The organism is Sediminicola sp. YIK13 (assembly GCF_001430825.1).
Taxonomy (GTDB): Bacteria; Bacteroidota; Bacteroidia; order Flavobacteriales; family Flavobacteriaceae; genus Sediminicola.
The window spans coordinates 137,574-163,269 of record NZ_CP010535.1 but is presented as its reverse complement, the minus strand read 5'-3'; the positions used below and the strand labels follow the sequence as shown (position 1 = coordinate 163,269).

25 protein-coding genes are annotated in these 25,696 nt (G+C 38.3%); 15 read left to right on the top strand and 10 right to left on the bottom strand.

The features are described 5' to 3' along the window. Nucleotides 1–123 precede the first annotated feature (123 nt). The 5 genes from SB49_RS00770 (at nucleotide 124) to SB49_RS00750 (ending at nucleotide 5,950) form a co-directional block, all read left to right on the top strand. Nucleotides 124–1,104, top strand: a complete 981-nt coding sequence (locus SB49_RS00770) for a D-alanine--D-alanine ligase (RefSeq protein ID WP_062052947.1) — start codon at nucleotides 124–126, stop codon at nucleotides 1,102–1,104. Between the two features lie 30 nt (nucleotides 1,105–1,134). Then, entirely contained in the window at nucleotides 1,135–1,593 is a 459-nt protein-coding gene (coaD, locus tag SB49_RS00765) for a pantetheine-phosphate adenylyltransferase (protein WP_062052945.1), read from the top strand. 280 nt (nucleotides 1,594–1,873) lie between these two features. Next, complete coding sequence (locus tag SB49_RS00760; protein ID WP_062052943.1) at nucleotides 1,874–3,724, top strand: PAS domain-containing sensor histidine kinase; 1,851 nt, start codon at nucleotides 1,874–1,876, stop codon at nucleotides 3,722–3,724. After that, nucleotides 3,711–4,115, top strand: coding sequence for a response regulator (locus tag SB49_RS00755; protein ID WP_062052941.1), 405 nt, complete (start codon nucleotides 3,711–3,713; stop codon nucleotides 4,113–4,115). Before SB49_RS00760 ends, SB49_RS00755 begins: the two co-directional genes overlap by 14 nt. 71 nt (nucleotides 4,116–4,186) lie before the next feature. Continuing rightward, on the top strand, nucleotides 4,187–5,950 hold the full coding sequence (locus SB49_RS00750; RefSeq protein WP_062052939.1) for a M14 family metallopeptidase: 1,764 nt from the start codon (nucleotides 4,187–4,189) through the stop codon (nucleotides 5,948–5,950). Nucleotides 5,951–5,953: 3 nt separating this feature from the next. On the opposite strand, the gene SB49_RS00745 is transcribed toward SB49_RS00750, so the two are convergent. Beyond that, nucleotides 5,954–6,541: an NUDIX hydrolase gene (locus tag SB49_RS00745; RefSeq protein WP_062058709.1), complete on the bottom strand. Its 588-nt coding sequence runs from the start codon at nucleotides 6,539–6,541 to the stop codon at nucleotides 5,954–5,956. 7 nt (nucleotides 6,542–6,548) lie between these two features. On the opposite strand from SB49_RS00745, the gene pyrE reads away from it, so the two are divergent. Next, nucleotides 6,549–7,190 (top strand): orotate phosphoribosyltransferase, encoded by a 642-nt coding sequence (pyrE, locus tag SB49_RS00740; RefSeq protein WP_062052937.1) that lies wholly within the window; start codon nucleotides 6,549–6,551, stop codon nucleotides 7,188–7,190. 7 nt (nucleotides 7,191–7,197) lie between these two features. Beyond that, nucleotides 7,198–7,590, top strand: a complete 393-nt coding sequence (locus tag SB49_RS00735; protein WP_062052935.1) for a hypothetical protein — start codon at nucleotides 7,198–7,200, stop codon at nucleotides 7,588–7,590. Here SB49_RS00735 and SB49_RS00730 read toward each other — a convergent pair. Continuing rightward, nucleotides 7,587–8,327, bottom strand: a complete 741-nt coding sequence (locus tag SB49_RS00730; RefSeq protein ID WP_062052932.1) for a biotin--[acetyl-CoA-carboxylase] ligase — start codon at nucleotides 8,325–8,327, stop codon at nucleotides 7,587–7,589. The two genes, SB49_RS00735 and SB49_RS00730, sit on opposite strands and share 4 nt — an antisense overlap. Nucleotides 8,328–8,420: 93 nt before the next feature. On the opposite strand from SB49_RS00730, the gene rsfS reads away from it, so the two are divergent. From rsfS to SB49_RS00700, 6 genes are all read left to right on the top strand, one after another. Beyond that, nucleotides 8,421–8,798: a ribosome silencing factor gene (rsfS, locus tag SB49_RS00725; protein ID WP_062052930.1), complete on the top strand. Its 378-nt coding sequence runs from the start codon at nucleotides 8,421–8,423 to the stop codon at nucleotides 8,796–8,798. A 9-nt stretch (nucleotides 8,799–8,807) separates the two neighbouring features. Then, nucleotides 8,808–10,790 carry an ATP-dependent zinc metalloprotease FtsH gene (ftsH, locus tag SB49_RS00720; protein ID WP_062052928.1) on the top strand — a complete coding sequence of 661 codons (1,983 nt, stop codon included), beginning with the start codon at nucleotides 8,808–8,810 and terminating at the stop codon, nucleotides 10,788–10,790. Between the two features lie 71 nt (nucleotides 10,791–10,861). Further along, a complete protein-coding gene (locus SB49_RS00715) occupies nucleotides 10,862–11,473 on the top strand; it encodes an LUD domain-containing protein (RefSeq protein WP_062052927.1) in 612 nt (203 codons plus the stop codon). A gap of 3 nt (nucleotides 11,474–11,476) precedes the next feature. Continuing rightward, nucleotides 11,477–12,280 carry a phosphatidate cytidylyltransferase gene (locus tag SB49_RS00710; protein WP_062052925.1) on the top strand — a complete coding sequence of 268 codons (804 nt, stop codon included), beginning with the start codon at nucleotides 11,477–11,479 and terminating at the stop codon, nucleotides 12,278–12,280. Then, entirely contained in the window at nucleotides 12,270–12,938 is a 669-nt protein-coding gene (locus tag SB49_RS00705; protein ID WP_062052923.1) for a phosphatidylserine decarboxylase family protein, read from the top strand. Before SB49_RS00710 ends, SB49_RS00705 begins: the two co-directional genes overlap by 11 nt. After that, complete coding sequence (locus tag SB49_RS00700; RefSeq protein ID WP_062052921.1) at nucleotides 12,928–13,194, top strand: acyl-CoA-binding protein; 267 nt, start codon at nucleotides 12,928–12,930, stop codon at nucleotides 13,192–13,194. The genes SB49_RS00705 and SB49_RS00700 overlap by 11 nt, the downstream gene beginning before the upstream one ends. Nucleotides 13,195–13,198: 4 nt before the next feature. Here SB49_RS00700 and SB49_RS00695 read toward each other — a convergent pair whose 3' ends face one another. From SB49_RS00695 to SB49_RS00685, 3 genes are all read right to left on the bottom strand, one after another. After that, nucleotides 13,199–14,467, bottom strand: coding sequence for a sterol desaturase family protein (locus SB49_RS00695; protein WP_062052919.1), 1,269 nt, complete (start codon nucleotides 14,465–14,467; stop codon nucleotides 13,199–13,201). Nucleotides 14,468–14,548: 81 nt separating this feature from the next. Then, nucleotides 14,549–15,250, bottom strand: a complete 702-nt coding sequence (locus tag SB49_RS00690) for a response regulator transcription factor (protein WP_062052916.1) — start codon at nucleotides 15,248–15,250, stop codon at nucleotides 14,549–14,551. After that, the gene (locus SB49_RS00685) at nucleotides 15,234–16,514 is read right to left on the bottom strand and encodes a sensor histidine kinase (RefSeq protein WP_062058707.1); all 1,281 of its coding nucleotides are present in this window, start codon (nucleotides 16,512–16,514) and stop codon (nucleotides 15,234–15,236) included. Before SB49_RS00685 ends, SB49_RS00690 begins: the two co-directional genes overlap by 17 nt. 274 nt (nucleotides 16,515–16,788) lie before the next feature. On the opposite strand from SB49_RS00685, the gene SB49_RS00680 reads away from it, so the two are divergent. Further along, nucleotides 16,789–17,220, top strand: coding sequence for a doxx family protein (locus SB49_RS00680; RefSeq protein ID WP_235537795.1), 432 nt, complete (start codon nucleotides 16,789–16,791; stop codon nucleotides 17,218–17,220). Nucleotides 17,221–17,276: 56 nt separating this feature from the next. On the opposite strand, the gene SB49_RS00675 is transcribed toward SB49_RS00680, so the two are convergent. From SB49_RS00675 to SB49_RS00660, 4 genes are all read right to left on the bottom strand, one after another. Next, entirely contained in the window at nucleotides 17,277–18,848 is a 1,572-nt protein-coding gene (locus SB49_RS00675; RefSeq protein WP_062052914.1) for an SDR family NAD(P)-dependent oxidoreductase, read from the bottom strand. Nucleotides 18,849–19,023: 175 nt separating this feature from the next. After that, complete coding sequence (locus tag SB49_RS00670; RefSeq protein WP_062052912.1) at nucleotides 19,024–19,617, bottom strand: hypothetical protein; 594 nt, start codon at nucleotides 19,615–19,617, stop codon at nucleotides 19,024–19,026. A 151-nt stretch (nucleotides 19,618–19,768) separates the two neighbouring features. After that, nucleotides 19,769–20,842, bottom strand: a complete 1,074-nt coding sequence (locus tag SB49_RS00665) for an L-dopachrome tautomerase-related protein (protein ID WP_062052910.1) — start codon at nucleotides 20,840–20,842, stop codon at nucleotides 19,769–19,771. 171 nt (nucleotides 20,843–21,013) lie between these two features. Next, nucleotides 21,014–23,644, bottom strand: a complete 2,631-nt coding sequence (locus SB49_RS00660; protein ID WP_062052908.1) for a valine--tRNA ligase — start codon at nucleotides 23,642–23,644, stop codon at nucleotides 21,014–21,016. A 198-nt stretch (nucleotides 23,645–23,842) separates the two neighbouring features. On the opposite strand from SB49_RS00660, the gene SB49_RS00655 reads away from it, so the two are divergent. After that, entirely contained in the window at nucleotides 23,843–24,220 is a 378-nt protein-coding gene (locus SB49_RS00655) for a DUF1573 domain-containing protein (RefSeq protein WP_082591045.1), read from the top strand. Between the two features lie 43 nt (nucleotides 24,221–24,263). Here the strand turns inward: SB49_RS00655 and SB49_RS00650 are convergent, their stop codons facing one another. Continuing rightward, nucleotides 24,264–25,598, bottom strand: coding sequence for a PDZ domain-containing protein (locus SB49_RS00650; protein WP_062052904.1), 1,335 nt, complete (start codon nucleotides 25,596–25,598; stop codon nucleotides 24,264–24,266). Nucleotides 25,599–25,696: the final 98 nt, after the last annotated feature.

Below are 25,696 nucleotides of genomic sequence, written 5' to 3'. Positions count from 1 at the left end.
CAAATATATGAAACACAAAGCTTTTTTCTTTACTTTAAAAAAATGATATTTGTTTTGATGGTTTAGGTATATGGCAACCTTTATAAATACACCTATCCATATTATACAACCTAGTATTTACAGATGAAAAAGAACATTGCCATCATCATGGGCGGGTATTCCAGCGAATATAAGATTTCACTAAAAAGTGGAGGGGTAGTACTTAAATATTTGGATAAGGAGAAATACAATGTCTTTCCTGTCCATATTTATAAGGAAAAATGGGTTCATGTTGATGCAGAACTAAACGAGCATCCCATAAATAGGTTTGATTTTTCTTTGGACATGCCCAATGGAAAAATAGTTTTTGATTGCGTCTTTAATGCCATCCATGGCACCCCAGGGGAAGATGGTTTGATGCAGGGATATTTTAAATTGATGGGCATTCCCCAAACTTCATGTGATTATTACCAAGCGGCCTTGACCTTTAACAAAAGGGATCTCTTGAGTGTGCTTAAACCATATGGTATTGTATCTGCCACTTCCTATTATTTAAATTTAGGAGATCCTATCAATGAAGAGGAGATTGTCAAAAAAGTAGGTCTTCCCTGTTTTGTTAAGGCAAATAAAGCCGGCAGCAGCTTTGGCATCTCCAAAGTCTACCAAAAAGAAGATCTTTCTGAGGCAATTTTAAAGGCCTATAAAGAAGATGACGAAATAATTATTGAAAGTTTTTTAAATGGTACAGAAGTCTCTGTAGGGGTCATCACTTATAATGGAGCGACCAAGGTATTGCCCATTACCGAAATAGTCACCGAGAACGACTTTTTTGATTATGAGGCCAAATACGAAGGAAAATCTAAAGAAATAACCCCTGCCAGAATAACCAAGGAGCAGGAATTGATGGTATCTGAAGCTGCAAAACGCGCCTATGAAGTACTAAAAATGAAGGGCTTCTCTAGAAGTGAGTTCATTTTTGTAGGGGACCAACCCTTTATGTTAGAGATGAATACAACACCAGGTCTCACCGAAGAAAGCATTTTACCCCAACAGGCCAAGGCGGCTGGCATTGAACTACCACAGCTTTTTGAAAGTGCCATCAAGGAAGCCTTAAAAGAAAAATAAGTAACTTTAACCAACGCAAAACCAACCGTAATGAGACGTGCCATTTTTCCAGGCTCCTTTGACCCGCTGACCCTTGGACATTTTGATATTATCCATAGAGGGATTACCCTGTTTGATGAATTAGTTATTGCGATAGGAATCAATGCCGATAAGAAATACATGTTCACCTTAGAAGAAAGGACCCATTTTATCAAGGAGGCCTTTAAGGATGAGCCAAAAATTAAGGTTATGACATATGAAGGTCTAACCGTAGATTTCTGTAAAAAAATAAATGCCAGTTTTATTTTAAGGGGTCTAAGGAATCCTGGAGATTTCGAGTTTGAAAAAGCTATAGCACATACAAATCGTAAACTATCAGAGATTGAGACCGTTTTTCTACTCACTTCCTCTGGCAAATCCTATATCAGTTCGTCTATCGTAAGGGACGTTATTAGAAATGGTGGGGATTATACAGGATTGGTTCCAGAAAGTGTTCGTGTCAAAAAATAAGAACAGATTTAAATTCACAAAATCCGTAATACAACGACCTTAATTATTCATTTAAAGATAAGAATTACCCGTTGGTCAAAAATGAAGGGTTTTTCACAATTAACAGTGCTGTTTGCACTTACCTTACCGATTAAAAATGTAGTATTTTTCTGCATTTCATCGACTTTTTAAGACACCACACCTTGTTATATGGAGCCAACACCACTACTTTGGTCCTATTCACAACAAACTCTTAGCCAAGAGATAAAATCCGTTTACTTTAGTAAGAAAATTCCCTAGAATGGTCAATACCAAACAATCAAGGTCTATCAATTATCTTATAAAGCAATTGCCTATGGCTACTGTTTATATTAATGATAATTATAAAATTGAACATGCTTCGGATCAATGGATAAAAATATTTAATCTCAATCCAAACGAAGTTATTGGCAGTTCTCTACATGATCTTGTTGGAGAAATTAATTCCAAATGGAAATTGATATTTGAAAAATGTTTAATTGACAAAGAAACGCAATCGGGCACAGATTTATATATTGACTGTAATACTACTAAAAATTGGTTCGAATGGACAAGCATACCATGGTTCGATGAGAAAGAAAATGTAATAGGAATAATTGTTCAAGCCCAAAACATAACCAAATATATTCAAAATGAGGTAAAAGCTAAAAAATTAGAAATGCTCTTACATGAAACCAGAGAACTTTCTAAAATTGGCACCTGGGAATATAATCCACATACTAAAGAATTAAATTGGTGTGATGTTGTAAAGAATATTCATGAAGTCCCTTTGGATTTTGTTCCAACAATAGAATTCGGTATAAATTCATACAAAGAAGGTTATAGTAGAAGTTTAATAAGTAAGGTGGTGGATGGCGCTATTCAAAATGGAAAACCTTGGAATGAAAAGGTTCAATTAATAACATCAAAAGGTAATGAAATTTGGGTTATAGCTGCCGGTAAACCTATCTTCAAAAAAGGAAAGCTTATTAGTTTAATAGGAACATTCCAAGATGTCAATGAGCAAACTCTAAAGGACATAAAAATTCAAGAAAGCGAAAACTTATTACGTACGTTAATTGACAATCTACCCCTAAATGTTTATATAAAAGACCTTGAATCAAGAAAGATACTTGTAAATAAATCCGAATGTGAATATTTGGGCGTAGAGCACCAAGAAGAATTGCTTGGAAAAAGCGATTTTGATCTATACGATAAAAAAATTGCCCAAATATCGAGAAACGAAGATTTAAAGGTCATTAATTCCATGAAACCAATTATTGGCAAGGAAACGGTAAATATCACCAAAGATGGTATAGCAACCCATTTCCTAACTTCCAAGATACCAGTTAAAGGGTTAGACGGCAAAGCCAATGCCTTGGTTGGCTTTAGTTTGGATATTTCCAAGCTCAAACAAAAAGAGGAAGAACTTAGGGATTTGATCAATGTATCCTCGTTACAAAATAAAAAACTAATCAATTTTGCCCATATCGTTTCCCATAATTTAAGATCACATACTGCTAATTTTTCCATGTTATTAGATTTTTTGATCAATGAGAAAAATGAAGATGAAAAATTAAAAATAGTTAATATGTTGACCGATGCATCGGACAATTTATTGGAAACCCTAGATAATTTAAACGAGGTGGTCGCTATTAACACCAATGTCAATTTAGGCAAGCATCCTATCCATTTGAATTCAAAAATCAAAGCGGTGCAACAAAATCTTTTGGCATTTCTAAGAAACAACAACGCCAAAATCATAAATAACATCCCCGAGGATGTACACATCAAAGCCATTCCAGCCTATTTGGATAGTATTTTGATGAATTTTATGACCAATGCAGTTAAATACAAAGATCCCAATAGGGATCCAGTAATAACCTTGAGCATAAAAAGAAGTCAAGGTTACACCGTCTTGAGTATAGCTGATAACGGCTTAGGTATCGACCTAAAAAAATACGGCAGCAAATTATTTGGCATGTATAAAACATTCCACAATAATACAGACGCCAGGGGAATTGGACTTTACATTACAAAGAACCAGATTGAGGCTATGAACGGAAAAATTATTACAACTAGTGAGGTTGGGAAAGGCACCACATTTAATATACACTTTCATGAAAAAGATTAATTCTGTTTGTATTATAGATGACGATCCGATCGTCGTTTTTGGCATAAAAAAAATGCTGGGAACGGTTGTTAATTGCGAAAATATTTTCACCTATGGCAATGGAAGGCTTGCACTGGAAGGTATTCGGAAAATGATTGAAGAAAATAATGAGGTACCAAGTATCATTTTCTTGGATATCAATATGCCCATAATGGACGGTTGGGAGTTCTTGGAAGAATTTATCACTCTAAAATTAGATAAAAAAGTATATATAAATATTGTCACCTCTTCCATAGACCCTTGCGACAAACGAAAATCGGAAACCTTCAAATCTAGAACCCACCACACGATAGAATATAAGACCAAGCCCATAAGGAGAAACGAAATTGAAGAAATAACAAATGCTGCTTAGCCTTTGAACTTTAAATTTGCTTAATTTTGAAAAGACATTACCAATAATGTCCAGCCAATACCTTTAAGTAAATGAGATATTTTTTAATCTTTTCTATTCTGTTCCTGCTACTTTCCTGTGAAAAAAAAATAGAAGATAAAATAGCTGAATATCCAACCCCATTTGAAAATTCAAATGGCAATCAGACCGCTACCTATAATGAGGTCATTGAATTCTACATCCAATTGGCCAAGGGATTTCCCGCGATCAACATACAGACTATTGGTGAGACCGATAGTGGCAACCCTTTACATATTGTGACCTTTAACTTAGACGGGGATTTCAATTTTTCCAAAATCGGTAAGGACAAAACCATTGTCTTGATCAACAACGGCATTCACCCTGGTGAAAGTGACGGGATAGATGCTACCATGGCCCTTTTCAGAGATTTGGCGGTCGAAAAAATTACGCCTCCAAAAAACACGGTGATCACAACTATTCCTATATATAACATTGATGGCGCATTAAATAGGAACTCTACCACCCGTGCCAATCAAAACGGACCTGAATCCTATGGCTTTAGGGGAAATGCCCAAAATTATGACCTCAATAGAGACTTCATTAAATCCGATACTAAAAACGCAAAAACTTTTGCCGATATTTTTCATTTGGTAAAACCGGATATTTTTATTGACAACCATGTAAGCAATGGCGCTGACTACCAATACACCCTTACGCATCTATTTACGCAGCACAACAAGCTTGGTGGAGACCTGGGCACGTACCTAAACCAGGAATTGAGGCCCAAATTGGAGGAATCCTTAGCTGCCTCCAATTGGAACATCACCCCTTATGTAAATGTATTTAATACAGTGCCCGAAAAAGGTTTTTCCCAATTTATGGACTCCCCCAGATATTCCACAGGTTATACAACTTTATGGAACACCCTTGGGATGATGGTAGAGACACATATGTTAAAACCCTACAAGAAAAGAGTGGAGGGAACGTACCATTTGATGGTCAAGATGATAGAAATAGCGGATACGGATACAAAGAAAATTAAGGAGTTAAGGGAGCATGCCTTTTCCGAACAATTGGAAATGGACTACTATCCATTACAATGGGAAGTGGACAGCACAAAAGTGTCTACCTTAAATTTTAAGGGTTTTGAAGCGGACACCCTGATCAGTGAAGTCACCGGACTCCCTCGCCTAAAATACGATAGAAAAAGACCTTTCACGAAAAAGGTAGCCTACAGCGATAACTTTAAGCCTTCAGTGATCGTAGAAGTACCCAAGGCATATATCATTAAGAAAGGATGGTCAAAAGTAGTAGACCTCCTTGCAAAAAACCAAATTAGCTACAAAACACTTCAACAGGACTCCACTTTTTTGGTAGAATCGTACAAAATTGAAGCCTACAGCACCTATGACCGGCCCTATGAAGGCCACTACCCACACTACGGAACTAAAATTTCCAAAAAATCGGATACCATAAGATTTTTGCAAGGCGATTATTTGGTGCCCACCAACCAACCAGGAATGAGGTATCTCCTGGAAACACTGGAACCAGAGGCACCTGACTCATTTTTCAACTGGAATTTCTTTGATACTATACTAAGCAGGAAAGAGGGATTTTCTCCCTATGTGTTTGAAGATATAGCACTTGAAATGTTACAGGAAAACAACTCTTTGAATTTGGAATTTCAGCTCAAGAAGGAAATGGAGCCAGATTTTGCCCAAAACTGGTATGCCCAGTTAGACTGGCTTTTTGTACATTCTGAATACTATGAGTCTGCACATATGCAGTATCCGGTTTACCGCATACTGAAAGATAGCGGCCTGGCATCACAATAATAATTAATCCTCGAAGAGAATTTTGATGTTGGTATAAGAATTCTGAAGTGCCTTTTTAATTTTTTTAGGTCCTTTCCATTTTACTTTCACAATCCCTTCATCGGCCTGACCCACTAACGGACCTCTATATGCCGTTCGCATGGCGTACCAATGCACCTCTTTTAATTTATAAGTACCGTTTCTTTTGAATATGTGATAGGTAGTCCTAAGAAAGTTCTCAATTTTCAATCCGCGTACCCCGGTTTCCTCCTCTACCTCTCTTATTGCGGCATCTGGCAGGGTCTCTCCCTTATCTACTTTTCCTTTGGGTAAATCCCATTTGTCATTCCTGTAAATAAAAAGAACCTTCCCTTCCTTATTGGTCACAACTCCGCCTGCCGCTACCACCAAAGGAATCTTTTTGGTAAACTTTTTAAGAATTTCTTCGTGATTGGGATGATAGATATAAGCCTCGGTAATTTTATTCTTTGCCAACGCAGCAATGGCTGCATTGATAGATTTACCATTCAACAAAAAATATTTGCTGTTGTCTGTTTCCGAGAGTTTATTTGTTAAAATAAGAACGGACTCATTAACAAAAACTTTATACATTTGCGTCATGGTTTTAAATAAAGACACCGCAAATAAAACAGCAGAGCTTTTGTTGCAAATTAATGCAATAAAGTTGACACCTGAAAATCCATTTACATGGGCTTCGGGTTGGAAATCTCCAATCTATTGTGACAATAGAATAATCTTATCCTATCCTACCATACGAAATTATGTTCGCGATGAGATGGCCAAGCAAGTAGAAAACCTTTATGGAAAGCCAGATGTGATTGCTGGGGTAGCTACCGGAGCCATTGGTATTGGTATGCTGGTTGCCGAAACTTTGGGCCTTCCTTTTGTCTATGTGCGTCCAGAGCCTAAATCTCACGGAAGACAAAACCAAATTGAGGGTTATTTGGAAGCGAATCAGACTGTTGTGGTCATCGAAGATTTAATAAGCACAGGAAAAAGTAGTCTTAATGCGGTAGATGCACTTAAAGAAAGTGGCGCAAATGTTAAAGGAATGATCGCCATATTCACCTATGGTTTTTCCGTTGCTGTGGACAACTTTAAAGAGAAAGATGTGGAATTGCACACCTTGAGTGATTATGACCATCTGATAAAACAGGCTTCTGAGACCAATTATATCAAAGAAGCTCAATTGAACACACTTCTTGCATGGAAAAACAATCCTGCGGAATGGAATAAATAACTTTATTATGCATATTGAAACTCCGAAAAAAACGATAGCAAAAAGCGATAAGGAAGTCTATGATTTTTTGCTTGACATCAAAAATTTTGAAAAATTAATGCCTGAAAACATTAGTAAATTTGAAGTTTTGGGTGAAGATAAATTTTTATTCGCCTTAAAGGGAATGCCAGAAATTGTTCTAAAACTAAAGGACAAAAACCCATATAACAAGGTTGTTTTAGGCGCTGCCAGCGATAAATTACCCTTTACACTAACGGCAGACATCGTATCCCTAGATGAAAATGAAAGCGACGTTGTACTAAGTTTCGAAGGCGAATTTAACGCCATGATGGCCATGATGATAAAAACCCCTATTACCAATTTTATGGGAACCTTATCCGAAAACCTTCACAAAATCTAGTACAACAATTTAATTTCCTTTAGACCGAATTCTTTTTTTATACCATCTTCCAAGGTAATGATGAGTTTCCCTTCCGATGATACATCGGTAATGAAACCCATAAATAATTGGTCATTCTCATTTCTGAACGTTGAAGGCTTATCTTTTCTAAAGAGCACACTTTTGTATTTTTCAAGGAGTGCCTTTTCTTTTGCGGGACTTTTGGACTTTAAGATCTCAAACAGCTCCCCCATTGTTTCCAAAAGAGACGTTAAAAGCTCCTCCAAGTCCAAATTTTTACCTGAAATCAGTTTTAAGGAAGAAACATTTGGAAGATTATTGAAGTGGATTTGGTTCACATTCAGTCCAATCCCTATGACGGACGACTGAATTTTATCGCCAGAAAGGATATTTTCAATTAGGATCCCCGCTATCTTATGGTGACCTGACAGAATGTCGTTTGGCCATTTAACACATAGATCGGGTATATGAAGCTTCTTTAAATGCTCATATAGCGCCATGGAAACCAACACATTGATCATAAATTGATTGGATACCAAAAAATTATCAAACCTCTTCAATACACTAAAAGTCAGGTTTTTACCAGGTTCCGATTCCCATAAGGTACCCATCTGCCCTCTTCCTTTAGATTGTTCACTGGCCACTACAACCGTAAAATCTTTCAATGCAACCTCTGCCAATAACTCCTTTAAGTAGGCATTTGTAGATTCCGTGGCATTAAGTTTGATTATCTGCATAGGTAAGTAGTTGTTTTCTTGCACAATCTTATGTTAAAAACAATAGCTAAAAAAACAAAAAAACAATAACTTTGTAAAATATAAAATTTTTGAATGCAGAATAGTAAAGTTAGTCAAGATGAATTAATCACTTCAATTTTATTCGGAATAGAAGAAGTAAAAGGAAACCATATAAATATACTCGATCTTAGAGAAATTGAGAACACTGTATGTGATTACTTTATTATCTGTGATGGTACTTCCAATACGCATGTAAATGCAATCGTCAACTCAATCCAAAAAACTGTAAGTAAGGGCTTAAAAGATAAGCCTTGGCACGTTGAAGGTTCCGATAATTCGGAGTGGGTCTTAATGGACTACGTAAATGTTGTGGTGCATGTCTTCCAGACGCAAACCAGAGAATATTATGACATAGAAGGTCTATGGGGCGATGCGAAGGTAACCGCTATTGAAAGTAGTTTTAATAAGTAAAAAAAAATAATGGCTAAAGAAAATAATACAAGTCCAAAAAAACCAAAATTCAGCTCATGGTGGATCTATGGTTTAATTGCTATGTTGCTTATCGGTTTCCAATTTTTCGGTAGCGGTAATTTCAATAGCACCAAAAAAACCACCTCTTCTGAGCTACAGGAGTATCTAAGAAATGGGGATATTTCTAAAATTCTGATTATCACCAATACCCGCCAAGCCAAGGTCTTCCTTACCGAGGAAGCTTTGAACAAGGACGTCCACAAGGATGTGGCAGAAAAATCTTTTGCGCTTACACAGGGAGTGACACCACAGTACATATTGGACTACGGGGATTTACAGAACTTTGAGAACGAGATAAAAAATATTAAAAAGGAGAACAACCTAGATACCATTGTCGATTACGACACGGAATCTAACGTCGTAGGGGACCTTCTATTGACCTTACTGCCATTTGTGCTGATCATAGGTATTTGGATCTATTTGATGCGCAGAATGTCCGGAGGTGCAGGCGGAGGAGCTGGAGGACAAATCTTCAATATCGGTAAATCCAAGGCCAAACTTTTCGACGAGAAAACAGATACAAGGACTTCCTTTAAGGATGTAGCCGGTCTCGAAGGGGCAAAAGAAGAAGTGGAAGAAATAGTAGAATTCCTTAGAAATCCAGATAAATACACCTCATTAGGTGGGAAAATTCCTAAAGGTGCCTTATTGGTAGGACCTCCTGGAACAGGTAAGACATTATTGGCCAAAGCCGTTGCAGGTGAAGCCAAAGTTCCTTTCTTTTCATTGTCTGGTTCAGACTTCGTAGAGATGTTCGTAGGGGTTGGTGCCTCCAGGGTACGTGACCTTTTCAAACAGGCAAAGGATAAATCGCCTGCCATAATATTTATCGATGAGATAGATGCTATTGGTAGGGCCAGAGGGAAAAATAATTTTACCGGGTCAAACGATGAAAGGGAAAACACCTTGAACCAATTGCTGACAGAAATGGATGGTTTTGGAACCAATACAAATGTTATCGTATTGGCAGCCACGAACCGAGCGGATGTATTGGACAAGGCCCTTATGAGAGCTGGTAGGTTCGATAGACAGATCTATGTGGATCTTCCGGATCTTAACGAACGTAAAGAAATTTTTGAGGTTCACCTTAGACCGATCAAAACTGCCGAAACGCTGGATCTTGATTTTCTTGCAAGACAGACGCCAGGTTTCTCAGGTGCAGATATAGCCAACGTATGTAACGAGGCCGCACTAATCGCTGCCAGAAAAGAGAAAAAGGCCGTAACAAAACAAGATTTCCTGGATGCCGTAGATAGGATTGTTGGAGGTCTTGAAAAGAAAAATAAAATCATCACGCCAGGTGAGAAGAAAACCATCGCATATCATGAAGCAGGACATGCCACTGTCAGCTGGATGTTGGAACATGCGGCTCCCTTGGTAAAAGTAACCATAGTGCCCAGAGGACAATCTTTAGGTGCAGCATGGTATTTGCCTGAAGAGCGACTTATCGTTAGACCGGATCAAATGAAGGATGAAATGTGTGCCACTTTGGGTGGTAGGGCGGCCGAAAAAGTGATGTTCGATAAAATTTCCACCGGTGCCTTGAGTGACCTTGAAAAAGTGACCAAACAAGCCAGGGCAATGGTGACCATCTATGGCCTTAATGATGAGATAGGTAACCTTACCTACTATGATTCCTCTGGTCAGAACGAGTTTGGATTCTCTAAACCGTATAGCGAGCATACCGCTCAGAAAATTGATAGGGAAATTTCCAAACTAATAGAAGAACAATACAAGAGAGCCGTTGAACTTCTATTCAAACATAAAGATAAACTGACCGAATTGGCAGAACGCCTTTTGGAAAAAGAAGTTATCTTTAAAGACGATTTGGAAAAGATTTTTGGCAAAAGACCATTTGACAAGGAGTTTGATGCACAAGGCCAAGAAAAACTAAAAAGCGAAGAATTACCAAAAGAAGAACTAGAATCTTAGAAACAAAAGACGTGTTATTACACGTCTTTTGCTTTACTTTACGCCATAAATTGAAGATCGTATAAACAACTATGGGTCTATTTGATAAACTATTTGGGGGTGGTAAGAAGAAGGTTTCAAGGGAAACTGCTGAAACCAGAGGGCTACACATGCCTGACCTCAATATACCCGTAGACGAAAAATTTACGATTCACTTTAAAAAGAATGGTGGTAAATTTTTATACTGCGATTCCTTTTCAGAAATTGCCGAGACTCTGGACAATATTATTGTTGAAAATCAATGGCAAGACCATGCTTTCTTTTCAATAGATGAGAGATTGGAAGAAAAGTTTTCCAAACAAGGGCTATTATTTACAAACAGCCCAATCAAGAGTAAGGTATTTTTCACTACGTGCGAGCAACTCATAGCCCAAAACGGGTCCATTTTAGTATGCTCTAACCAATTAAAAGAATATAAACTACACGATTTACCAGAAAATCTTATTGTTTTTGCCACGACCAGTCAACTGGTAGAATCTATTGGAGAAGGTTTAAAAAACATTAAGAAGAAATATAAAAACAGCATTCCGGCCAATATTACAACCATAAAACATTTTCAGTCTAGTATGGAGGACAAAGATGATTTTCTCTCTTACGGAAGTAGTTCAAAAAATTTATATCTTTTACTTCTGGAAGACCTTTAACTTATGAGAGAAATTCTAAGACGCCTAATAACTGGTGTCGTCTATGTCTTTTTATTACTATCTGCTATTTTTCTTAGCTCCGATGCCTTTGACTTTCTGTTTATGGCCTTCGGGTTGGCATGTTTACATGAATACAAGCGTATTGTAAAACTTAAAGGGTACCACATCTACTTGGCCTATTTGATTCTCTGGTGGGCATTTATCTATATCATACAGGACCAGATAGCCATTAATATTTTAATGTTACTGACAATTACCATTAATTTAGCACTGCTAGTTTTCCTGTTCAATAAAAAAGAAATTCATCTCAACACTTTGCAGAAATTTCTATTTGGTTTATTTTATATCGGAGGAGGCTGTATTTTTCTGACCATGATACCTTATAAAGATGATGAATTTGCCCAGTTTTTGATCATGGGTATTTTTATCCTCATTTGGGTAAATGATTCTTTCGCATACCTGGTAGGAAGAAGCATAGGAAGAACAAAACTCTATCCCGCTGTTTCTCCCAAAAAAACAATTGAAGGAACTTTTGGAGGACTTGTTTTCGCCCTGGTTGCGGCATATATCATGTCCTCCTATGAAACCAACCTCTCCCTACGGGAATGGTTGATTTTAGCTGTAGTGATTGTTGTTACAGGTAGTTTGGGCGACTTAATAGAATCTAAATTTAAAAGAAGCGCAGGGGTCAAGGATAGCGGCGCCATATTGCCCGGTCATGGAGGCATGTTGGATAGGTTGGACAGTTTGGTCTTTGCCGCCCCATTTGCTTATTTAACGTTAAATATCTTTTCATATGTTTCATAAAGAAGGTCAAAAAATCATTTTAGTTACATTTCTGATTGTTGCGTCGATCAGTCTTTTGGCCCATTTTTTTATTGATATTAGCTGGGTTAGAATTGCTATACAAATCTTTGCTCTTTTTATCTTGGTAATGATCCTTCAATTTTTTAGAAATCCCAAACGAAAGGTGGTTAAAAATTTTGACGAGATATTGGCACCTGTAGATGGAAAGGTAGTGGTTATTGAAGAAGTTGAGGAAACGGAATATTTTAAAGATAGAAGAATGCAAGTCTCTATTTTTATGTCCCCCATAAACGTACATGTTACCAGATACCCTGTAAGTGGAGTTGTTAAATATTCGAAATATCACCCGGGGAAATACCTCGTAGCGTGGCATCCAAAGGCGAGCACCGAAAACGAACGAACGACTGTGGTCATAAAAACTCCAAAATTTGGTGATATCCTGTACCGACAAATTGCGGGGGCAATGGCCAAAAGAATTGTAAATTATGCCATTGAAGGAGAAAGTGTCCGACAAGGTGAGGATGGTGGATTTATTAAATTTGGTTCTAGGGTTGATTTGTTCTTACCTTTAGATAGTCCAATTACGGTAAAATTGAACCAAAAAGTTACAGGAGCCAAAACCTGTATTGCCATACTTAAAAGTCAGGATGACGAGTGATAAACTAAATACAAAATTTTCGGAAGCTGTTGCCTTTGTCAACGACTTTACAGAACCCCTCCCTGCTGATCTTCTGCTAAAGCTCTACGCGTATTATCGCATTGCCAATGAAAACTTCAACCACCCAGGAAGCAGCACGCCACTTATCAACGCATTTAAGGCAAACGCACTGATACAGGCCAAAGACGTGAAACCTAAGCAAGCCATGAAACTTTATATTGCCTTGGTAGATAAAGAGCTTAGAAACAAGCAGTAAGGCATTAGGCTACGGAAAGAACATCGTTCTCTTCTTTCTCAAAATAGGTAAAGTATATCCCAAAGACTATGGTGACCATAAAATAGCCCGCCATAAGAAATTTACCAAAGGGCAAAAAACCATCTAGCCCGAACCAATCCCCTGTATAAACAATTAATCCGATCCCGAACAGGCCCCTTGCCACCTCTATGTATAGGGCAACCCTACTTCTATCCATCAAGGACGAATACCCATAGATACCCACAAATACAAAAGCTCCAAATAACAACAATCCATCAAAACCAATTACGCTATAACTGTAAAACATAAACAGCAAAAGGAGTACACTAAACAACATTTGAAAAATTACATAGGCCTTTAGCTTCAAGGATGCCACTGTTTTATATCTTTCAAAGTGATAAACATCCTCTATGATGGCAATGGGATATTTTTCCTTGACATCCGCAGGTCTCCATCCAGTGTGCATAAACCAAATTCTAATTTTGTCCCAGTAATTCCCTGTTCTCCAAGCATCCTTCAACATATTCCAAAAATGCTGAAAATTAATGTGCACGGGGTTCCAAGTAGCCGCTTGTTTTAATACTCCAAACTGTGGAGGAACGTCTTCCAGTTCTTCTTGGAAGGTTCCAAACATCCGATCCCATATACACAAAATCTGTCCAAGATTCTTGTCGATATACTCAGGGTTAATAGCATGGTGGACCCTGTGCTGGGATGGCGTTACAAAGACTTTCTCTAGCCAACCCATTTTACCAATATGCTGTGTATGGTACCAAAATTGGGCAAATAAATGTACTGGAGCCAAAATAGCAATCACCTTATAAGGAACACCCAATAAAGCCGCGGGTAACAATAAAATTGAAAAATACCCAATTAAATTTGAAATAGGCTGGCGGAGGGCACAGGCGAGGTTAAATTCTTCACTGCTGTGATGAATCACATGCTGATTCCAAAATATATTGATCTTATGGCTTAATCTGTGATTCCAATAGCCTGCAAAATCCATAACAATAAAAGCCACTACCCACACCAACCAAGTAGCTTTAATCTCTGTTACCGCCAGCTGTTCCACTAAAAAGGGATAACTGATCACAATAAAGGCAAGGCCAAGGGAATCTTTAATAATATTCGTCAATCCAGAACTTATACTGGAAACAGTATCAAGCACCTTATGCATTTGATTTTTTACGAAATAACCATAGCCAATTTCAATGACCAGTAAAAGAATAAAAAAGGGAATTGCATATAATAATGCATTGGCATAGGTTTCCATGACAGGATATTAATTCATACCCTCTAAATATACTAAAATCCTCTTTTACTACTGAATAAATATTTTTCTGGTTCCCAAATCTCAGGGAGAATTTACTTTTAAGATAAAACCTTGGCTGTGTACATTATCAATTTTTATATCTGGATCTTTACTGAGATACCCTCTCAAATGGGAAACAAATACATTTAAACTCTTTCTATTGAAGTAATCGTTCCTACCCCACAAATGAATAAGGATGTCCTTATGGGAGCAAAGCTGGTTGGTATTATTGACCAGATAAACCAATAGTTCGTTTTCCCTGCTGGTCAAAGAAATCACCTCATTTTCAAAACTCAATTCTTGATTGATACTGTTCAATTGATATTTACCAATTGTATAATTTTTATTTTCATGGGCAACAACAGTTTTTTTACCCAATCTGGATAAAAGGTTTTTAATACGTACCACCAATTCCTCTTCATCAATTGGTTTTTTTAGATAGTCAACGGCCCCAAGGGCAAATCCTTTTAACACATCAATTTTTAAGGATCTCGCCGTTAAAAATAAAAACGGCAACTCCGGAGCAACATTCTGAATCTTACCCGCAAGGGTGAACCCGTCCATTTCAGGCATCATTACATCCAAAATGGCCAAATCATAGTACTTGGATTCAATGTTCTTTAATCCTTCCCTACCAGATTTTGCCCAGGTAAGTTGAAACCCCTTCATCTTTAAATACTCTGTGAGCAGATACCCCAATGAGGGGTCGTCCTCAACTAATAATATGTTATACTCTTTTTCCATTTTTCTTCAATGGGATTTCTATTCTAATTGTGGTGCCTTTGCCGAGCTCACTTTCCACGTTTATACGGCCCTTATGACTATCTACAACATGCTTTACATAATGCAAGCCAAGTCCATATCCTTTCACCGTATGCAGGTTACCTTGGGTTACCCTAAAATATTTATCAAAAATACGTACTTGGTCTTTTTTATCCACCCCTATTCCATTATCCCTGACACTTACCACTAGACACTTTTTATCGATATGGGCTTCTAAATGTATTTTAGGATCTTCTGAATACTTTTTGGCATTCTCCAATAAATTGATAATCGCATTTTCTAAATGGGAAACCGCTGCATTTAATTGGTATTCCCCCTCCTGCAATTCATATGAAAATTGAAGGTTCTCCAATGCTCCCAACGTCTGAAATTCCTCAGAGAGCTTTTTCAATACAGGCCTAAAATCTACGTCATTAAAAATCAAGATTTTTCTATTGTTCTCCATACTTCCCAATTCCAAAACCTTATCTATATGGACTTTCAATCTTTCCATCTGCTGCCTGATAATGGCAACTATTGGCTCGTGTTTTTCATCTAAATCCTTTTCCAAAATTTTGGTGGCCAACCCTATGGAGAATACGGGCGTTTTTAATTCGTGAGTTAAATTATTAATGAATTCGTTGGTAGTGGTTATTAGTTTTCCTTGCCAATAAAAAGACCTCAGCACCCAGATGACCACGATAATAATAGCTAACATAAAAATGAGACTGGGAATGGTGAGCCCGTTCAACTGAAACAAAAAGTAGGTATTGATATCTTTGAATTGAAGCTCTAGTACCAAGCTTTTCCCCACTAATGCAGGCAGGTACCCTTCCAATACTATTGGGTAGGCATTTAACTTATCACCTTCCCTAAAAACGGTGGGTGATGTTAGGTAATCCGTAGAATCCCGGGAAAATAATTGATATGAAAAATCGGTTGCAATACCATTCACTGCCAACCTATCTTTTAAAAAGTCATTAAAAAAATGCCCTGTGGCATTCTGAACACTGTCCAGACTAAGATTAAAATAGGTATCATCCTTGGTGATCGACTTGCCAATTAAAAATGTAAGCTCATTTTCTTCGAACAAGTCTTTCTTTATCGCCTGACTGGCGTTTCCCATATTTTTACTGAACTGCACTTTGGCTAGATTAAGTCCAATCCGTAAATATTGGTACTGTACGATGAACAGGCCAAGCACCGCAACGATAAATACTATGATATGTAATTTCCTTCTTTTCAAACCAAGCCCAAAATAATACAAAAATGTACTATTTTGCCTTTATCAATAATTTATTATGCCTATTAACTTTTCATTAATCTTCTTTACCTATCGTTAACCTCAACCAATGGCAAAACTGCTTAATTTGGTCAATAGTTAATTCCAATTTAATTTCATTGCAGGAACATTCATAAATAACTAGTCACTCAAAGCTAACCATTGACAGGTTAGCTTTTTGCTTTTGACCTTGCAAACAATGAATACCCCTTAGTATTGATAATAATACTCGTAAAAAATGAAAGAAATCTACCTAAATATTACTACAAAAATTTCCAGGGATCAGATTCTTTCCCTCTGTATTGGACTGGTGTATATTTGGTTTGGATCATTAAAATTCTTTTCGGCTATGAGTCCCGCCGAAGATTTGGCAATCCACACTATTACTAAATTGACCTATGGCCTTATCCCGTCTACCGTGGCCATATTTATCCTGGCCTTATGGGAAACACTAGTAGGAATTCTACTCATTGCCCAAATATACCGGAGAACTATAATTATTATGGCTCTTGTCCACATGGGCATGACCTTTACCCCCTTTATTTTTTTTCCAGAACTTACCTTTAACGAAACTATATTTGTTCCTACCTTACTGGGACAATATATTGCAAAGAATATTGTGATTATCGGTGCACTTCTAAGTCTGCTCCCGGAGAGACCCATGGAGTAGACCACCTGTCAAATCTTACAATATAAGTGTTAGACATCAACAATGTATTTTTAAAACTACCAATCAATAGGATGGTAATCCTTCAGGAATTTTCCGGTCCAATGCTTTCCGGTATTAATACCATCTATCAGGGGATCCAAGACCCTTGCAGCCCCATCAACAATATCTAAAGGAGGTTGGAAATCATGAACCTCAACCTTTCTTTTGGAAAGTTCCACTGGATCCTCATCTGTCACCCAACCGGTATCGACGGCATTCATGTATACACCATCCTTTGCAAAGTCGAGGGCAGAGGTATGTGTCATCATATTCAAGGCCGCTTTGGCCATATTGGTGTGGGGATGCCTGTCTTCCTTGTAAAAACGATGGAACTTACCTTCCATTGCCGAAACATTGATAATATGCTTTTTTCCTGTGTTTTCCTGCCTCATCAATCTAGACAAGCGGTTGCAGAGTACAAATGGTGCTATTGCATTCACCAATTGCACCTCAATCATTTCCGGGGTCTCTATCTCCCCTAATTTTAGGCGCCAGCTATTGGTTTTACGCAAATCAACCTGTTGTAGGTCCGCATCAAATTCCCCCTCTGGAAATACCTCCTTGGTGGAAAGTGAATTGTCAAAACTATAGGGAATCTGTGAGAGCTTGGCAGAAGCCCTGATACCAATCCCGGGCTCTGGAGCGTGCCAATTTACCGGCAGAGCGTTGTTTTGTTCCGTGGAAGTTCCTTTGCCCAAGGATTTTAGTTCCTGTAAACAGTAATTGTGATCGGAAAGAACTTCTTGGGCAAACTGAGGCAATTGTTCTATGGGCAACTCCTCATTTTTTATTAGGTGTTGGTAAAAGCCCGCTGGTCTTCGCACCGTTTGTGCTGCATTGTTTATCAAGATATCCAATCTGTCGTACTGCTGTTCTATAAAATTGCAGAATATTTCCACACTGGGTATATGACGCAAATCAAGACCATGGATCTTTAATCGATGTCCCCATTGCATAAAATCTTCTTCCTTGGAAAAACGCAAGGCAGCATCCACGGGAAAACGGGTCGTTGCTACCACCGTAGCACCCGAACGTAACAATATCAAGGCGATATGATATCCTATTTTCAATCTGGAACCTGTGACCACCGCTACCTGGCCCGAAAGATCTGCCGTTTGAAACCTTTTGGCGTAATTGAAGTCGCCACAATCCTGGCACATGGTATCATAAAAATGATGCAATTTGGTATAGACTGTTTTACAGACGTAGCAATTTCGAGGTGATTCCAATTCCCGCTCTTCCAACTGCTCTTTTGATGGCATGGGCAACAATTTAGGCGCCACAAAAATAGCCGCCTCTCTAGCACTTCTAATCCCGGTTTCCTTACGCGCATGTTTGTCGCGTTCTATCATTTTTCGCTTTGCAGCTTTGGCAGAATCTTTTTTGCGTTGTTTAAATACGTGACGATCAGGTCTGGAAAGAATTCCTGCCGCTTTTAATAAGGCCACCCTTTTATCTTCTGGCAATTCCAAAATCTGATGCGCATTGTCCACCAATCTATCCAAAATGGAAATACACTGCTCTATCTCATCAAGACTTACACCCGACGATGTCAATTCTTCAAGCTCATTCGGATTCTTAATACTCATACAATCAGGATTATTGCGCAAATTTAAAACGGTGCAAATGTACAGTATAATTCACCTGAAAAAGCAATAAAAAGTCATCAAATGATCAATGGATAATTACAAAATCCTTCGAATTTCGGTGCTAAACCAAGAGTATCAAGATAACAATACAAAGTATTGATGGTGGCGCTAATTTCTAAAAAGGCCCTATCATGATGTGAGCCCTGTATGTCCCAGGATCCATTAGCCAAGGCATTCCTGGAGCATGGGGCTTATCTGGAAGTCCCGTAGATTCAACGGTTGCAAAGGGAATATAGACAACATACCTAAACTTACCATCGGACAAGGTTCCTGAAGCTTTATCATACGCCTCTTCGCTTCCATAATAGATGTACAACATGCTGGGATCTTTAGGCATCATTAGTTTCCCCGCAGCAACTTCCGCTCCCCTAATATCAAATTTTTCTTTTGCGTCCATGCCCTCGGCTCCCAACTCCCGCCCTCGTTTCATAAATGGTTCCAATTGAACAGAATAGCAGGCAACACTGATTCCTTCCTGATTTGGGTTATCTGCAATACATACCAGGTTATTGGATCCTTCCCTCAGTACGGTAAATTTTCCATCGGCATCATATCCATAAACCATGGCCCCACTCTTTTTTTGATCAGGAGCTGGTATCACTGCTGTTTTTATTTGAATATCCTTTGGCAATATTTCAGTTTTCACCTCTTGTGCCGATACCAATGATGTCATCATTAGCCCTAACGATAGTATTAAAAGAGTTTTCATAGGTATAGTGTTTCCCTAAAGATACTTATCCTTATGAATTATTCAAAAAAATACATGGCGGAAAAAAAGTGTAATAGACTACTAATCAAACACTTCGCGACATTGGTATTTATACCCCAGATTTGATCGGAATTTCCTCCTTTCTAATTTCTTAAAGTGCTACCTTATTGATAGTAAATTCCATTTGGGAGATATCACCTTTCACTTCATTGATCCTAGAATTGGTATAGTAGAGGTAACCTTGATAAATACTGAAGGTATCAGCCCATTTGACCGCATCACCTTCCAATAGGGTTTTAATTTCTCCGGTGGGAGTCAAATAGTTGATTTTGTCATTTTCAAGGTCTGCAAAATACAGGTTGCCCTTATCGTCAAATATCATCCCATCTGGAGCTCCTGTTTTCTTTATGAACTGCACATCGGTATCCTTAGGGTTTTCTTCAGAGGTCAATACCTCAGTGTTAATGGCATATAGGCTATAACCGGTTAAAGCATGATAAAATAATTTATTGTTTTTGATATCCAAGGCTATTCCATCTGAGTGGATGGTATTGTTCCATATGCCATTATCAAAGGTAAGATGATCCATTTCGGCCATAGTTGACGGGTGATTGTCCAGAATTCTCTTACTTTTTCCGGATGCCATGTCCAGTACCAAAAGTCCACCTGCACCAGAATCCGTAAAATAGATCTTACCATTTTCCTTATCCACACGAAGGTCGTTGATATAAGAGTTTGGTTTTGCTACCCCTTTAGGCACCACGTAAGTCCTTTCTAAACTATCGGTGTCTAAATTGATAACAAATATCCTGGGCTCATCTAAAATGGGCTGAAATAGCGCACTCCTGGTATCTAAAACATATAAATGATTTTCAAAGGCGACAACAGATTGAACTCCTACAAAAATATCAGGGGACACTGCCGTTCCAATTTCCCAGGTATTCATATTCCCATTCGGATAAGGCTCATAGGAGCCATCATTTCCATTGACCTCTACTACGGAAAAAGGGATGCCTTTGCGCCACCTTGGAAAATTGGCAAAAATACGCCCCTTGTCAGTCACGGTTACCCCTGTCACTTGAAGTCCTTTAAAAGTAGCGACATTTTCCACCTTGGGCTGTGCAACGGACGTTGTTGCCGCATCTTCTATAGTTTGTTCTTTTTTTGCTTTATCTCCGCATGCATTAAGTATTATTGCGGCAAGTAATACGATTATCTTTTTCATGCCTCCAATTTAATAAGAACCGCAAACACAAAATAGCAATGGCACAAAACTTAACTTACTTTTAATACTCCTCATTCTTAGATCTTCCTTTTGCAATAGGACGAAAAATAAAAAAGCGTTTACCTTTTCAACCATGAAAAGATAAACGCCTCATATTAAATATAGTACCCTCTATTCCAAACTGGCCAAGCTCTTTTCCAAGGTCTCGATTTTGGCAACTGCATCTGCCTCTTTTTGACGTTCCAATGCAATGACCTGCTCTGGGGCATTGCTGACGAAACGCTCGTTGGAAAGCTTCTTTTGAACAGACATCAAAAATCCTTTGGTATATTTCAATTCCTCATGGATCTTCTTTATTTCTGCATCTATATCAATTGCACCGCTCATCGGAATAAAGTATTCATTGGATTTCACCCTAAACGTAAGTGCTCCATCCAGCGGACTTTCCCTATAGGAAATTGTAGACACATTGGTAAGCTTGCTAATAATCACATCCCAATCATTTGCTATTTGACCTTCGTTCAATACAGACAGCTCCAAGGACTCCTTCATGGGAATGTTCTTTTCCTTTCTAATGGTTCTGACTCCTGCAATAACATCTGCAGCAAAATCGAACCCTTCAATAAGACCCTCATTTACTATATTTGACTGTGGCCATTGAGCAACTACCAGCGCCTCCTCTGGCGAACGTTCAGCTATATGCTGCCATATTTCCTCAGTTAGGAATGGCATGAACGGATGCAACAATTTAAGGTTGTTCTCAAATATATCGATAACCGCATCAAAAGTGATCCTATCTATAGGTTTTTGGTAGGCAGGCTTTATTATTTCCAACAACCAAGAACTATAATCGTCCCACACCAATTTATAAATAGCCATCAAGGCATCTGAAATTCTGTATTTGCTAAAATGGTCCTCTATCTCCAATAAGGTATTATTGAATTTGGAATGGTACCATTCAATTCCCAATTTTGAAGATTCTGGCTGTGGCAAATCTGCCACTTCCCATCCTTTGACCAATCTAAACCCGTTCCAGATCTTATTGGCAAAATTTTTCCCTTGTTGGCATAGAGCCTCATCAAACATTAAATCGTTTCCTGCTGCGGAACTCAATAAAAGTCCAACCCTTACCCCATCGGCACCATAGTCCTCAATCAACTGCAGGGCATCTGGTGAATTCCCCAACGATTTAGACATTTTACGCCTTTGCTTATCCCTAACCAAACCTGTTAGGTATACATTTTCAAAAGGTTTTTCCCCTCTATATTCATATCCAGCAACAATCATTCTGGCCACCCAGAAAAACAATATGTCCGGACCGGTCACCAAATCATTGGTAGGATAGTAATATTCAATTTCCTTGTTCTCTGGTTCCAAAATTCCGTTAAAAACACTAATTGGCCACAACCAGGAAGAGAACCAGGTATCCAATGCATCCTCATCTTGTCGAAGATCATTAGATGTTAAATTAGCATTGCCTGATTTTTTCTGGGCAAGGAGCAATGCCTCCTCCTTGGTCTCAGCCACCACAAAATCGTCCTCTCCATCTCCAAAATAATAGGCAGGTATTTGTTGTCCCCACCATAACTGCCTGGAGATATTCCAGTCGCGGATATTTTCCATCCAGTGGCGATAAGTATTCTCAAACTTTTTTGGAAACAATTTGATTTCTTCATCTTCCAAAACGGCTTTGATGGCCGGCTTTACCAAATCTTCCATTCTAAGGAACCATTGGTCGGACAAACGGGGCTCTATTACCGCCTTGGTCCTTTCAGAAGTTCCCACCTTATTGAGGTGTTGTTCTGTTTTTATCAAAAAACCTTTCTCTTCTAACTCTTTGGAGATCTCCTTTCTGACCACGAACCGATCTTTGCCTTCGTAGTGAAGACCATAACTGTTAAGGCTAGCGTCGTCATTAAAGATATCTATGATCTCCAAATTATGCTCTTCTCCCAAAGCCTTGTCATTGATATCGTGTGCAGGAGTTACTTTTAGGCATCCTGTACCAAATTCCACGTCTACATATTCATCCTCAATAATCGGGATTACCCTATTGCATATGGGCACAATTGCCTTTTTACCTTTTAAGTGACTGTAACGCTCATCATTTGGATTGATACAAATTGCGGTATCCCCTAAAATGGTTTCTGGCCTTGTAGTTGCAATGGTTACGGTTTCATCCGAACCTTCAATGCCATATTCCAAATAGTATAACAGTCCTTGCTTTTCCTCATAGATCACTTCTTCATCAGAAAGTGTGGTTTTGGCTTCCGGGTCCCAGTTCACCATACGGTACCCCCTATAGATCTGATCTTTGTTGAACAAGTCCACAAATACCTTAATAACAGAAGCGGACATAGTGTCATCCATGGTAAACTTGGTCCTCTCCCAGTCACAGGAACATCCCAATTTCTTCAATTGCTCCAAGATTACGCCACCATACTCATTGGTCCAATCCCAGGCATGGCCTAAAAATTCCTCTCGGGTTATATCGGCCTTATTGATACCCCTTTCCTTTAATCTAGCAACCACTTTTGCTTCCGTTGCAATAGAAGCATGATCCGTACCGGGCACCCAACAGGCATTTTTGCCCATTAGTCTCGCTCTTCGGATCAGAACATCTTGAATGGTGTTGTTCAGCATATGCCCCATATGTAAAACCCCGGTAACATTGGGAGGGGGAATTACAATAGTATAAGGCTCTCTTTCATCTGGCACTGAGTGGAAATATTTATGCTCCATCCAGTAGTCATACCAGCGGTCTTCAGCCTTTTGGGGCTCGTATTTTGATGGGATCTCCATTATTTGGTATAGTTTTTGTCTTACCCTTTTTAGGTATTGTTCAATTTATTTAAATAAGTAATGTTCACCTTAATAAATCCATTACTCATTTGATAAGCTGGAAATACGAAACAAAAATAAGTAACGTTATTACATAACAAAAGAATTTTGGAGGTTGATGTGAAAACATTTACTTTTGATGTTTACCCAAAACTAAAAATGATGAAAAAAATAGTACTATTATTATTTATTGGACTATTAGGAATTAGCCTAAACGCGCAGGATAAAACTGCAAAAATTAAATTTGATTCGGATACCGTAGATTACGGTACTGTAGAAAAAGGTAGTGATGGAATTCGTGCATTTGAATTTACAAATACAGGAACTGCTCCTTTGATTATCAGCAAGGTGAGTTCTAGCTGTGGCTGTACAATCCCTAAAAAACCAGAAGGTCCGATTATGCCAGGCGAAAAAGGCGAAATCCAAGTAAAATATGACACCAACAGGGTTGGACCAATTAGAAAGGCGATCACAGTCATCTCAAATGCAGATCAGCCAACAATTATTTTAAAGATTAAAGGCGAAGTAAAAGCCTAACCTATAATCACATTATCAAAAAGCCCGCACTAGCGGGCTTTTTTTATTTGAATACTTTTTTCAACACAAAGGAAAAAAGCAGATCTTGATTATAACGCTCTATCACCAGCTTAACTCTTTTTCCTTCCCGTTCGTTGATCATTTGGAGTACTTCTTGAAGTTTGTACTTATGAACACCTTTGCCATTGACCGATAGTATAAGGTCTCCTTCCTGCAATCCTGCCTCGTGAGCCGGGCTACCGGCACGAATGGAGGATACTACAATTTCCGGTACAAGACTCAACCTTGTGCTGCCTTCCATCAATAATTGGACATCTCCAAATGACTTTTCGTCATTTTTTACAATACCTCTAGAATCTGTAAGTTTTTCTGCGATATACCGCATTCCTGCATGCATGAGCTCTATGCCACTGAGGTTGTAAAGAAAAGGCGACTTAAAATTACTGTTCCTTTTTATGATGATCTCGTTTTCAGAGTAATTGAAAACAATGTTGAATCTCTTTAAAATTTCGCCCCCAATACTACCATTTCGTTCTCCAAGGTTCTTTATCGAATTGAAAGACTCCATATCGGGAAATGCAGTTTTTGGTCCCTTTAAGCTATTGCTACCCAGGGTAAACCCATCTACCATAGTCCGCTTCCCAAATATATTCCCACTGAGCCCTTTTCCCAGATAATCCTCATAATGCTTCTCAGGAATATCCAAGCCCTTTTCCCCATCTTCAAAAAGCCAAATGGCATCCGAACTGCCAGTATCTACCAATAACCTCACAGGTATATCCGATCCACTTCCCATAAAAACCTTTCCGTCTACATAAGCCTTTTTATTTTCAATAATTAAAGGAAGTCTTTCTTGACCCTTTCTGAGTTTGGGCTTGTAACTTTTCGGGTCGTGGAATTTAATAATCTTGGACCCGTAATTTATTTCCACTACAAAATCCTTAAAAAGGTCATAGCCAATAATTCCGTGAACAGGAACGCCCAGACTAGGTGAAAAATTTATATCCTTATCGAGTACCACATACAATTTCTGACTTCTATTTGAAATAGAATTTATTTTAAAGACATTACCATCAGAACTAAGCCCTTTCATATGGCTACCTTCCCCCAAGCCTTTGATCGTTATTTCGGTGACATTTTTGATTTGTACGGAGTCCTGGTCGGAGAGATTGAATAAGATAGGAGTGCCCACCCCAGAATCCAGCAGAAAGGAAAGCTTTGCCCCATTCACTTCCACAGGAATGATCATTAAATTGTTGATGAGCTGGAATTTTACCTTTTGAAATTTCTCGCCCCTCTCCAATTTAAATCCTTGTGCAAAGGAAATTAGGGGAAAACAAAAGATAATTATAGCGATATATTTTATTAGGCGAACCAATTTTCAGTTTTTCATTTTCATAAACTTCTTTAAATTAATGAATTAACAACAAGTGTCATAATATATTAACATATAATTGATGGTATAAAATAAACCCA